Consider the following 11,900-nt stretch of genomic DNA (forward strand, 5'->3'; position numbering starts at 1 on the left):
GAGTGTGTTGCACGATCTGTGAGCCATACATTCGCATTCTCGCGACATGAATTGTCCGAGCTTTGCTCTTCGTTTCGCCCTCTCTTGAACAGAGGGCGCAGGGAAAGCCGGGTGCCGATCGCACCCATGGGCCCCGTGCAAAAGGTAGAAAGCACGGGGGTAGGACCACAGGTGTAACCGGAGCAATCCGGCTTTCCCTGCGCGATGGGCTACGGCTTATACGTGCTCTCCCCGGCGAGACTTGGCTTGTTTGTCACCGCCTTCGCAAAACGCTTGCGCGCTTTGCGAGAGGACACCTGCCGCTAGGGCGTCAGGACCACACGACTTCACCGTCCGCTTTGCACGCGCTCGTCAGCACCACGCTCGGCGTCCACCGCATCCCACGCCGCGTTCGTGACGACCGCGAGCCCCTCGATCGGGTGAGACGGGTGTATTGAACATCTGAGTTGGGGTACCCGTCAAGTTGAATTCCGAAAATCAGAACAAATTGATTGACGACCCACGCGTGCGTCAAGCATCGGCGGCAGGCTCCCTCCCCCTGCTATCCGCCGACGCCTCTTGGCGAATGCGGGAGAGGGAGGGCGTGCTCACCTCACGCTCGCCATGTTCCGACCGATGCGATTCCCGACCGTTTGCGCGATCGCCGCCGGCGCTTCGTCGGGGATCGCAAAGCACGAGCTCGCGTTGATCTCGCAGAGCACATAGGTGTCGGCGCCATCAGCGTCGCGCGGACCGTAGAGGAAATCCGCATCCCAGATCACCGGCAGCGACGCTTCGTCGATCGCCAGCGCCGCCATCATTTGCGGAATCCATTCGTCCTCCATCAACCTTCGCAGCCTCTGCAATTGCGGGGCATCGGGGCCGTGCATGATGCGCGGTCCAGGTTGAGCTTCCGGAGAATCCGGGCCTTGCGGGGGCGGCGGGATCAAGGCCTTGATCAATTGGTGCCCAAAGCCCGCGACCTTCGCTCCGCTGACATAGCAACGGATCATGCCCTCGGGCAGACGCGGCTGGAACGCCTGATCGATGATGCAGCCGCCCCAGCCGAAATACGGCTCGCAGCGCGCCATGAAGTCCTCCAGCGGCAACTCCTCCGGCCGGCTGCCGCGCAGCGCATGAAGCACGCGAATCGTCGTGTCGGTGTTCGGCACGGTTTCCACCTTCCAGACGCCCCGGCCGCCATTGCCGCGGTTCTGCTTGAGCACGCGCGGACCGCCCGCGCGCAAGCGCGAGGGGAATTCGGCGCGGAACGTATCGACCGTGGCGTATCGATGGGTGTCGGCGCCCCAGCCCAGGCGACGCGTCCGGTACAGCACGTCCTTGACGCCCATCTTGAGGATGACTTCGGGATGCGCGCTGACCCACGGTCCCTTCGCCGCGACCTCGCGCAGCAGCGGATCGAGGGCGGCGCGCGTCTTGCCCTGATGGATCGGATCGACCCAGACGAGAACGCCGTCCATCGTCAGCAATTGGTCGCGAACGGCATCGGCGAATGTCTCGTCATAGACGACGGGAACGGCCTCGATGCCGGAGGCGGCGAGCGCTTCGAAGACGCGGACGAAGCGGCTGTTTTGCGCCGTCGCCTCCCGTCGCGACGCGGCGTCGCCACGCGACAGGATAGCGATTTTGCGACGACGATCTTCGGAACGAAGAAGTGTGTGTGGTTCGGTGTCCATGTGAAAGCTCCACGACGGTGAATGTCGCGCAGAGCTTGGACCGAGGTCTCACGGGGAGTCTGCCTTGTCCCCTTGAGGCAAATCTAGACCACCTCGCGCAGGTTTCAAGGTCGAAGTGGGGCGAAGCGGATCACGCCGTGATCCCGGATCAGGCCGTGATCCCGTGCAACCCAAGCCAGCCCGTGTAGAGGCCGACCAGCACGATCAGCGCGGCCGACACGTAGGGGGCGCGATGGGCAAAGCGGCTGAAGCCGGCCCAATGGCGCTCGACATGACGCAGGCTGAGCGCGGCCGCAACACCGGCGGAGACCATGGTGATCGCAAGCCCGATGCCGAAGCAAAGCACCAGCACGAAGCCGAGGCTGAACTGCTTGAGCTGGAGACAGAGCAGCAGCACGGTGATTGCCGCCGGACACGGGATCAGCCCGCCGGTCAGGCCGAACAGGATGATCTGCCACGTCGTGACGGTGCGTCCGGCAAAGCGCTTGCGGATGTCGGCCGCGTGCGCGCGCGCATGCGCGTCGTCCTCGTCGCCGAGATTCATATGCGCATGGTCATGCTCCTCGAACAGGACTTCCGCCATGTCCGCGCGCACCGAGACGCGCGCATTGAAGGCATGCGGCTCCGGAATTTCGTCGATGCTTTCCAGATAGCCATCGTGGCCGGCGAAGCGAAAGCGTTGCTCGCTGCCGTCGGGACGGATCGTCACGACGGCAACGTCGCCGGCCACCGGCAGCGCCCCGGCCTCGCTCCGCAACCGCCAGCGCGGCGGCACGCCGTCCTCGAAGACCCCGAGCGACAGCGATTGTCCGGCCAGGACCAGCCGGCGCGTTTCGTCGTGATGATGGTGACGATCGTGATCGTGTTCGGCAGCCTGCTCGCGCCAGGTGCGCCAGGCCATCCAGGCCGCGATCGCGATGATAATCACCGCCGACGCCAGTTGCAGCCAGGCTTCGCTGCGTTCTCCGGACCATTGCTGGCCGAAATGAAGCCCTGCGAGCGCGACAATCCAGACGATGGCGGTGTGCGAGATCGTCGCCGCCAGGCCGAGCAGCACCGCCTGCACCACGGTGCCGCGGATCGCGATGATGAAGGCCGCCATCATCGTCTTGGAGTGGCCGGGCTCGAGCCCGTGCAACGCGCCGAGCAGGATCGCGCTGGGTACGAACAGCCATGCATGCGCGCTGCCCTGCTGCAGCAGCTGAGACAGGTCGGTCATGGCACTCACTTCAAATAGGTTCGGACGACTTCGATCAGGTCGGCCGCCCCTTTGGCCTTCTCCGGATCCTTCTCGTGAGCGGGATCCACGACGTGATGACGGATATGATCCTCGAGCAGTTCGGTAGTCAGACCGCCAACGGCCCCCCGAACCGACGCGACCAGCATGAGCACGTCGGTGCAGCCGAGTTCCGCCTCCAAGGCGCGCTCGACCGCGTCAAGTTGTCCCTTAATGCGCCGAACCCGGGAAAGGAGCTTTGACTTGTGTTTGATCGTGTGCGACATGGAGCATAAGATAGGGGGGTACCCTATATTAGTCAACCTACGGGATCGCTTTTCCAGTCGATTTCGGATTATAGTATCCCCTCCCCGGGGATAGGATATCAGATGACCAAGCGACACGTCCACGAAAGCCACGCCCAGATCGTCCGGCGCTTGAAGCGCGCGGAGGGCCATCTTCACCGGGTCATCGAAATGTTCGACGACGGCCGCTCGTGCTTGGACCTGGCCCAGCAGCTTTACGCAGTCGAGAAAGCGATCACCGAGGCAAAGCGAACGCTGATCCACGATCATGTCGACAACTGTCTCGACGTCGCAGCCAACGGCGGCTCCCCGAAGCCGACGAAGCATGTGCTGGCTGAGTTCAAGGCGATTTCACGGTATCTTTGAGCGGAGCCGCGAATGCCCTCTCGAACGTCCGTTTGGATGCTGGGCCTCGCCGTGATCGTCGCGGCAGCCGCGCTCGCGGCGTGGGGACCGGGCATGCCGGCCCTGCGCAGGACGGTGGGCCTGGCTGCGACCGTGCCATCGCCGCACCTCAAGCCCCAAGCGGAGGAGCGGAAGCCCGTCGTCCGGATGGACGACGAGCGGATCGCGCTGGCCAAAATCGAACAGGCCAAGGCAGGTCCGGCGACAATGGCTATGCGATTGTCAGTTCCGGCGGTCATCGCCCCGGACGCCGACCGCGTCGCCCACGTCTCGGTGAAACTGTCGGGAACCGTTGCCGAGCTCCGCAAGAACATCGGCGATGAGGTCGAGAAGGGCCAGGTTCTCGGCGCGCTGGAGAGCCGGGAGGTCGCCGATGCCAAGAGCGAGTACATGGCCGCACGGTTGTCCAACGATCTCCAGCAGGACCTCGCGGCCCGCGACAAGGCTGCCTGGGACACCAAGGCGGTCCCGGAGCAACAATATATCCGGTCGCGCAATGCTGCGGCGCAGACGGCCATGCGCCTCGACATCGCACGGCAAAAGCTGCTTGCACTCGGCATGGACGAAAGCGAGATCGTATCGATCCCGCAAGCGCCTGAGGGAACGCTCCGCCTGCAGAACGTCCGGTCACCGATTTCTGGACGCGTGGTCGAACGCAAGGTCGAGCTGGGGACCGCGGTCGGCAGGGACAATCTCGAGACCGAGCTCTTCGTCATCGTCGACCTCAGCAGGGTCTGGGTCGAAATGGCGGTCAATTCCTCCGATCTGCCGATGGTCCGGGAAGGCCAGAGCGTAAGCGTCACCAGCCGTGGCTCAAGCGGGACCGGAACCGGCAAGATCATCTTCGTCAGCCCGCTTCTCGACAAGGAAACGCGGGCCGCGCGCGCTGTCGCGGTGCTGGACAATCCGGACCGGCGCTGGCGTCCGGGGTCGTTCGTGACGGCCGAGATTGCCGTGGAGTCGCGCCAGGCTCCCATCGCGGTGCCGGCTACCGCCGTGCAAACGGTGGAGGGACACAAGGCTGTGTTCGTGCGCACGCCCGAGGGTTTCGAGAAGCGCGACATCGTGCTCGGTCGCCGCGACGGCGATCTGGTCGAGGTGACGTCGGGTCTCACCGCAGGCGAGACGATCGCGGTCTCAAATACGTTTCCGCTGAAGGCCGAGCTGTCCAAGCCAGGCGACGAGGATTGAGATGATCGCGCGTATCGTCGACTTCTCGGTCAGGCGCCGCTGGCTTGTTCTGCTGGTGGTGCTGGTCGCCGCCGCAACCGGCTTCTGGTCATTGACCAAACTGCCGATCGACGCGGTTCCCGACGTGACCAACGTTCAGGTGCAGGTCAACGCGACTGCGCCGGCCCTCACCCCTCTCGAGATCGAGAAACAGGTGACCGTCACGCTGGAGACGGCGCTGGCGGGCATCCCCGGCCTGGAGTCCACGCGATCGTTCTCGCGGAACGGCTTCGCCCAGGTGACGGTGGTCTTCGTCGACGGCACGAATATCTATTTCGCGCGGCAACTGGTCGCCGAACGGATCAACAATGCCAAATCCTCGTTCCCCTCAGGGGTCGAGGTGAAGATGGGGCCGGTGTCGACCGGCCTCGGCGAAATCTATTGGTGGGCGGTCGAATACGAAAAGCCCGGCACGACGGCGCCAGTGCGTGACGGCGCGCCCGGATGGCAGACCGACGGCAGCTATCTCACGCCGCAAGGCGAGCGGCTGACCGACGACTTCCAGCGCACCGTATATCTCCGGACGGTGCAGGACTGGATCGTCCGCCCGCAGATGAAGACGGTGCCCGGCGTCGCCGGCGCCGACGCCATCGGCGGTTTCGTCAAGCAATACCAGGTGCAGCCCGACCCGCAGAAACTGATCGCCTACGGGCTCTCGCTGCAGCAGGTGGTCGCGGCGATCGAGGCCAACAACGCCAGCCGGGGCGCCAACTACATCGAGCAGAACGGCGAAGGCTATGTGGTGCGCGCCGCCGGGCGCGTCGAGAACATCGAGGATATCGGACAGATCGTCGTTTCGACCCGAAACGGCGTGCCAGTCCGCGTCAAGGACGTCGCCGACGTCACGATCGGCAAGGAGCTCAGAACCGGCAGCGCCAGCGTCAACGGCCGCGAGGTCGTGCTCGGTACGGCGTTGATGCTGATCGGCGGCAACAGCCGAACGGTGGCCGCCGCGGCGGCGGCCAAGATCGAGGACATCAGCAAGACCCTGCCACCCGGAATCCAGGCACGAACGGTGCTGAACCGGACCCAGCTGGTCGACGCCACCATCCATACCGTCGCCACCAATCTCGCGGAGGGCGCGCTGCTCGTGATCGCGGTGCTGTTCCTGATGCTCGGCAACTTCCGCGCGGCGCTGATCACCGCCTGCGTCATTCCGATCACGATGCTGCTGACCGCGACCGGCATGCTGCGCGGGCACATCAGTGCGAACCTGATGAGCCTCGGCGCGCTCGACTTCGGCCTGATCGTCGACGGCGCGGTCATCATCTGCGAGAACAGCCTGAGGCATCTCGCGGAACGGCAGGTCACCCTCGGGCGGGTCCTGACACGCGACGAGCGCCTCAAGACGATCACCGATTCTGCCGTCGAGATGATCCGGCCGACGGTCTACGGCCAGCTCATCATCATCCTCGTCTACGTCCCGCTGCTCGCCTTCACCGGCGTCGAGGGCAAGACGTTCGAGCCGATGGCGTTGACGGTGATGATCGCGCTGGCCACGGCCTTCGTGGTCTCCTTGACCTTCATTCCCGCTGCGACCGCGATCGCGCTGACGCGGCCGGTGCGGGAGAGCGAAAACGTCCTCGTCCGCTGGCTGAAGGACGCCTATCGGCCGATCCTGTCACGCAGCATCGCGAGCCCCGGCCTGGTCCTGACGTCGGCAGCCCTTCTGTTCGCAGTCTCGCTCGTCGTGTTGTCCCGGCTGGGGCAGGAATTCACCCCCACACTCGACGAGAAGAACATCGTCATGGAGGTGAAGCGCGTGCCGAGCACGGCGCTCTCGCAGTCCCAGGCCATGCAGCTCGACATCGAGAAGGTGATCAGCAAGTTTCCGCAAGTCGCCTTCGTGTTCTCGCGCACCGGTACGCCGGATCTGGCGGCCGATCCGATGCCGCCGAGCGCATCCGACACCTACATCATCGTCAAGCCGCAAAGCGATTGGCCGGACCCTTCGATGACGAAGGACGACCTGATCCGCGCGATCGAGGCAGAGGCAGCCAAGCTCCCCGGCAACAAGGTCGGCTTTTCGCAGCCGATCGAGATGCGCTTCAACGAACTCATCGCCGGCGTGCGCGAGGACCTTGGCGTCAAGGTCTTCGGTGACGATTTCTCCGAAATGCAGCGAACGGCGACCCGCATTGCGGACGTATTGAAGACGATCGAAGGCGCCGAAAGCGTGAAGGTCGAAGAGACCAGCGGTCTGCCGTTCCTCGAAATCCGGATCGACAAGGCCGAGATCGCCCGCCGCGGCCTCAGCCTGACCGCCGTCCAGGACATGATCGAGATCGCGGTCGGCGGGCGCCAGGCCGGACTGGTGTTCCAGGGCGATCGACGCTTCCAGATCGTGGTTCGGCTCAACGACGCGCTGCGCGGAAACATTTCCGCCCTGGAAAGTCTTCCGGTCCCGCTTCCTCACCTGAGCGCCAACGCACCGGCGGCAACCGTTCCGCTGCGCGAGATCGCCTCGTTCGAACAGACCGAAGGCGCCAACCAGATCAGCCGCGAGAATGGCAAGCGGCGCGTCGTCGCCACTGCCGAGGTACGTGGACGGGATATCGGATCGCTGGTTACCGAAGCGCAGGACAAGGTCGCCGAGCAGGTGAAACTGCCGCCCGGAAGCTATCTGGCCTGGGGCGGACAGTTCGAGAACTTCTCGGTCGCGCGGCAGCGCCTGGCTATCGTTGTTCCGGCGTGCTTCGCGATGATCTTCCTGCTGTTGTTCGGAGCCTTGGGATCGGCGCGCGACGCAGTGCTGGTCTTCAGCGCGGTGCCGCTGGCGCTGACCGGCGGCATCGCCGCGCTCTGGCTGCGCGGCATGCCGTTCTCGATCTCGGCCGCGGTCGGCTTCATCGCCTTGTCGGGTGTGGCGGTGCTGAACGGTCTGGTGATGCTGACCCAGATCCGGTCGCTGATCGACGGCGGCACGCCGCTTGCTCAGGCGATCCGGGACGGAGCCCTGACGCGTTTCCGACCCGTCGTCATGACCGCGCTGGTGGCGTCGCTCGGCTTCGTGCCGATGGCGCTGGCGACCGGTACTGGCGCCGAGGTGCAGAAGCCGCTTGCCACCGTCGTGATCGGCGGATTGCTGACTGCAACCGTGCTGACGCTGGTCGTGCTGCCTGCCCTTTACGCGAGGTTCGCGAAGCGGCCGACGATCGACTCTTTCAATTCGGTAGGCGGTGTTCAACGGGCCGCTGAATGATCCGGGCTGGAATTACCCCGAGCACCGCCGCAAAGGCGAGCTGAGATGTCAGCCACGACATTGTTCCTGTCGCAGGCAAAAGACCCTTGCTGATCCGCGAATCCTCCTGTGCATGGGTGAGAAGTCGGTGCTTGGACGCAGCGCTCTTGGCCAGCATCGGACGGCCGTCGCGGTCCATCACCGCGGTGAGTCGGCTGCCAGCGCGGAGAAGTCGGGTTCACCCGATTTACACAGTGGCCCGTCCCCGACGGGCGTCAGCCCATGCTTCCAGGCATGAAGCAACGCGCCTTCGGGTGACCGTCTATGTAGTAGGGCCACACGATGGGTCGGCCGGACAGGTTCGGCCCGGGCACGACGGCTTCGTTCGGAACGTCAACCCACTCACCATCGATGCGCACTCGATAATGGCCGTTCCTGGTTTCCCAGTCGACGTCGTCAATGTGCTGCGCATCCGTGCCATCGCAGCAGGGACCCTTGCTGCTATGCAGGCCCTCATACCAACCGTTCAATTCGGGTTGCTGATGATCGTGGGCGAGAGCGCCGCCGGTTGTTGTGATGAGCAGCATGGCGACCAGCGCAACAGGCGTCGCATGCCAATAATGACTGTCCATCAATCGGCACTGCTCCAATGAATGCAGGCGGGAGCGCGACACGTTCGCAGTGTCGGCATCTACCTGAGCTGATCCCTGCCACCGCGCAACTCGGCAACGAATTGTATGTTCCTATTCGCAACTCGCCGGAGATGGAGACGTGACCCATCGGCTCGAGCCAGCTTCGGTCGGCGATTGAGGGGGACAGTCTGCCGCTCCTGCGGCGGATGTTCGTTCCAAGCTGCGCGATGAAGTTTTCGTGACTGTCGATCGGCGGTTGCTGCGGATTTGGTTGACAGCCCGGAGCTCAGGGTTTTTGATGCGGCTACGGGGATGTGCGATCTCCCCGCGAGGCGACATGCCCAAGAATCGCGTCCTGTCACCAAGGGCGCACCATGTCGTCATACACATCGATCTCATCCGAAAAATTGTCCCGTCTCATCGGCACCGCCAAGGCGCCGACGCTCGTCGACGTTCGTCTCGATGAAGATTTCGCCGCCGATCCGCGCCTGATCCCGGGCGCGGTCCGCTACTCCGATCGCGATGTCCAGGACTGGGCTTCCCGCCTCACCGGCCAGTCCGTGGTGGTGGTCTGCCAGAAGGGGCAGAAGCTTGCCGAAGGCACCGCCGCCTGGCTCCGCTGCAGCAACATCACGGCCGAGATTCTCGAGGGCGGCCACCTCGGCTGGCGGGAAGCGGAGCTACCGACCGTTCCCGCCGACAAGATTCCGAAACGCGACGGGCGGGGCCGCACCGTCTGGGTGACGCGATCGCGGCCGAAGATCGACCGTATCGCCTGTCCATGGCTGATCCGCCGCTTCGTCGATCCCGCGGCGGTGTTCCTGTTCGTCACATCGGCGGAGGTCGAGGCGGTCGCCGAACGGTTCGACGCCACGCCGTTCGACATCGAGAACGTGTTCTGGAGCCATCGCGGCGAGCTCTGCACCTTCGACGTGATGGTCAAGGAATTCGGCCTCGCGACGCCGGCGCTGGAGCGGCTCGCGACGATGGTGCGGGCGGCCGACACCGCGCGGCTCGAGCTTTCGCCGGAGGCGCCCGGGCTGCTCGCCGCCTCGCTCGGCCTGTCGCGCATGTTCGACGACGACCTCGAACAGTTGAGCGCCGGGCTGCTGCTCTACGACGCCTTCTACCGATGGTGCCGCGACGCGACCAAGGAGACGCACAACTGGCCGACCAGCAAGGTGAAGCCATGACGGACGTCGCAACGACAGCGAAGGCGCGCGGGCATGAGCCCGCGCACGGCATCTCTTTCAACGAGGCGCTGCTGGTCTGGATGCGCGTCGCCATCCTGAGCTTTGGCGGACCGGCCGGCCAGATCGCGGTGATGCATCGCATCCTGGTCGAGGAGAAGAACTGGATATCGGAGGGGCGTTTCCTGCACGCCCTCAATTACTGCATGCTGCTGCCGGGGCCGGAGGCGCAGCAGCTGGCGACCTATATCGGCTGGCTGCTACACCGGACGCTCGGCGGCATCGTGGCGGGCGGGCTGTTCATCCTGCCCGGCGTCTTCGCCATCATGGGCCTCAGCTATATCTACGCGGCATACGGCAATGTCGGGTTTGTCGAGGCGCTGTTCTTCGGCCTGAAGGCCGCGGTGCTGGCCATCGTGATCCAGGCCGTGGTGCGGGTCGGCAAGCGCGCGCTGCGCAACCGGGTGATGATCGCGCTCGCCGCGATCGCCTTTGTCGCGATCTTCTTCTTCGCCGTGCCGTTTCCGCTGATCATCGGAGCCGCCGCGGTCACAGGGCTGGTCGGCGCACGCCTCGGCCGGAGCGAATTTGCGGCAATCGAGCATGGCGGCAAGAATTCCGCCGTGATCGACAGCATGCTCGGTGAAGCGGTGCCGGATCATGTCCGTCCCAACGCATCGCGCTCCTTGCGGGTCGGCGCGATCTGGCTCGCACTCTGGCTGGTGCCGGTGTTCGCCCTGCTCATTGCGCTCGGGCCCGGCGACGTGTTCACACAGATCGCGATCTTCTTCAGCAAGATGGCGATGGTGACGTTCGGCGGCGCCTACGCCGTGCTCGCCTATGTCGCGCAACAGGCCGCCGACTATTATCACTGGGTCAGCCCGCGCGAGATGCTGGACGGGCTCGGCATGGCCGAGACCACGCCCGGCCCGCTGATCATGGTGGTGCAGTTCGTGGGCTTCATGGCCGCGTTCCGCGAGGCGAGCGGGCTGTCGCCGATGCTTGCCGCCACGCTCGGAGGGCTGCTCGCGACCTGGGTGACGTTCACGCCGTGCTTCCTGTGGATCTTCGTCGGGGCGCCCTACATCGAGGCGCTGCGCGGCAACAAGGCGCTGGCCGGCGCGCTTTCGGCGATCACCGCCGCCGTGGTCGGCGTGATCCTCAATTTGTCGATCTGGTTCGCGCTGCACACGCTGTTTCGGCAAACCTCGCCGGTGCATGGGCTTGGCCTGTCGTTCGACGCGCCGGTGCCCGATAGCGTCGACTGGCCGGCGCTGGCGCTGTCCATCGCCGCCGCGATCGCGATCTTCCGCTTCAATGTCGGGATGCTTAGTGTCCTCGCTGCGTCCTGCATCACTGGCGTGCTGCTGCGCCTCGCGGGCATCATCTGAGCGGAGCGGCACGCATCGGAAGAACCTGGGGCAGCACAACACACCAGGAGAACAACCATGCAGAAACGAAGACTCTCCCATTTGATTCTCGCACTGACGATCGCGGGTGCGGCCATGCCGGCCCATGCCCTGACGCAGGACGAGCTCGTCGCGAAGCTTCGCGCCGCCGGTTACGCCGAGATCACCGACGTCAAGTCGACGGCCGAGGGCACGACGGCGAAGGCGATGAAGAACGGCAAGCCGGTGCGGCTCGTGATCGACAGCAGCGGCCAGGTCAAGGAGCGGGACTGAGCTTGCGGGCGCGAAAGTCGCCAACCAATCGATGGAGTGACAATCATGATGAGAGCTATTGTGGCCATGTGCATGGCGGTGCTATGGCCGGGCGCAACCCTGGCAGTGCCGGCTGCCCTCGACGACCAGCAGGACGCGGCCGTCACATTGCAGGCGGCGACGGTCCATCCGCAGGCGAGCGAGACGCTGCGCGGCGTCGTCGATCGCGTCGATGAACGCAACGACACGCTGCTGATCCGGCTGTCTCCGGACCGGATCGAATCGTTCAAGGTCCAGGACGGCCTGATCTTCAATGCCGTCCGCTTCGGCGATCCCGTCGAAATCGCGGTGCAGAACATCGCCGGGTTCCGAACCATCGTCGGGCTCTCGAAGCAATAGAGCCG

Annotated in this window: 11 protein-coding genes; 7 read left to right on the plus strand and 4 right to left on the minus strand. The window is 64.9% G+C overall.

Translation table 11 applies throughout. The annotated features are described in order from the left end of the window. Positions 1-587: 587 nt before the first annotated feature. From QJT82_RS08320 to QJT82_RS08330, 3 genes are all read right to left on the minus strand, one after another. Positions 588-1,676, minus strand: coding sequence for a Cj0069 family protein (locus QJT82_RS08320; RefSeq protein ID WP_028338959.1), 1,089 nt, complete (start codon positions 1,674-1,676; stop codon positions 588-590). 148 nt (positions 1,677-1,824) lie between these two features. After that, positions 1,825-2,895, minus strand: a complete 1,071-nt coding sequence (locus tag QJT82_RS08325) for a nickel/cobalt efflux transporter (protein WP_028338960.1) — start codon at positions 2,893-2,895, stop codon at positions 1,825-1,827. A gap of 5 nt (positions 2,896-2,900) precedes the next feature. Next, on the minus strand, positions 2,901-3,179 hold the full coding sequence (locus tag QJT82_RS08330; RefSeq protein ID WP_028338961.1) for a metal/formaldehyde-sensitive transcriptional repressor: 279 nt from the start codon (positions 3,177-3,179) through the stop codon (positions 2,901-2,903). A gap of 102 nt (positions 3,180-3,281) precedes the next feature. Here QJT82_RS08330 and QJT82_RS08335 point away from each other — a divergent pair, with 102 nt between their 5' ends. Genes QJT82_RS08335 through QJT82_RS08345 form a run of 3 tightly spaced genes read left to right on the plus strand, consistent with a single transcriptional unit; the run spans position 3,282 to position 8,034 of the window. Continuing rightward, on the plus strand, positions 3,282-3,563 hold the full coding sequence (locus QJT82_RS08335) for a metal-sensing transcriptional repressor (protein WP_028338962.1): 282 nt from the start codon (positions 3,282-3,284) through the stop codon (positions 3,561-3,563). Between the two features lie 12 nt (positions 3,564-3,575). After that, positions 3,576-4,793 (plus strand): efflux RND transporter periplasmic adaptor subunit, encoded by a 1,218-nt coding sequence (locus QJT82_RS08340; protein ID WP_028338963.1) that lies wholly within the window; start codon positions 3,576-3,578, stop codon positions 4,791-4,793. A gap of 1 nt (position 4,794) precedes the next feature. Then, on the plus strand, positions 4,795-8,034 hold the full coding sequence (locus tag QJT82_RS08345) for a CusA/CzcA family heavy metal efflux RND transporter (RefSeq protein WP_028338964.1): 3,240 nt from the start codon (positions 4,795-4,797) through the stop codon (positions 8,032-8,034). Positions 8,035-8,288: 254 nt separating this feature from the next. On the opposite strand, the gene QJT82_RS08350 is transcribed toward QJT82_RS08345, so the two are convergent. After that, entirely contained in the window at positions 8,289-8,645 is a 357-nt protein-coding gene (locus tag QJT82_RS08350) for a hypothetical protein (protein ID WP_245288638.1), read from the minus strand. Positions 8,646-9,019: 374 nt separating this feature from the next. Here QJT82_RS08350 and QJT82_RS08355 point away from each other — a divergent pair, with 374 nt between their 5' ends. From QJT82_RS08355 to QJT82_RS08370, 4 genes are read left to right on the plus strand one after another with little or no spacing between them, the layout of a single operon-like run. After that, positions 9,020-9,838 carry a sulfurtransferase/chromate resistance protein gene (locus tag QJT82_RS08355; protein WP_028338966.1) on the plus strand — a complete coding sequence of 273 codons (819 nt, stop codon included), beginning with the start codon at positions 9,020-9,022 and terminating at the stop codon, positions 9,836-9,838. Beyond that, on the plus strand, positions 9,835-11,226 hold the full coding sequence (gene chrA / locus QJT82_RS08360; RefSeq protein WP_028338967.1) for a chromate efflux transporter: 1,392 nt from the start codon (positions 9,835-9,837) through the stop codon (positions 11,224-11,226). The genes QJT82_RS08355 and chrA overlap by 4 nt, the downstream gene beginning before the upstream one ends. A 57-nt stretch (positions 11,227-11,283) precedes the next feature. Next, positions 11,284-11,517 carry a hypothetical protein gene (locus tag QJT82_RS08365; RefSeq protein ID WP_028338968.1) on the plus strand — a complete coding sequence of 78 codons (234 nt, stop codon included), beginning with the start codon at positions 11,284-11,286 and terminating at the stop codon, positions 11,515-11,517. Positions 11,518-11,562: 45 nt separating this feature from the next. Further along, the gene (locus QJT82_RS08370; protein WP_245288639.1) at positions 11,563-11,895 is read left to right on the plus strand and encodes a hypothetical protein; all 333 of its coding nucleotides are present in this window, start codon (positions 11,563-11,565) and stop codon (positions 11,893-11,895) included. Positions 11,896-11,900 lie beyond the last annotated feature (5 nt).

This window comes from Bradyrhizobium sp. Mp19 (assembly GCF_029952935.1).
Lineage (GTDB): Bacteria > Pseudomonadota > Alphaproteobacteria > Rhizobiales > Xanthobacteraceae > Bradyrhizobium > Bradyrhizobium elkanii.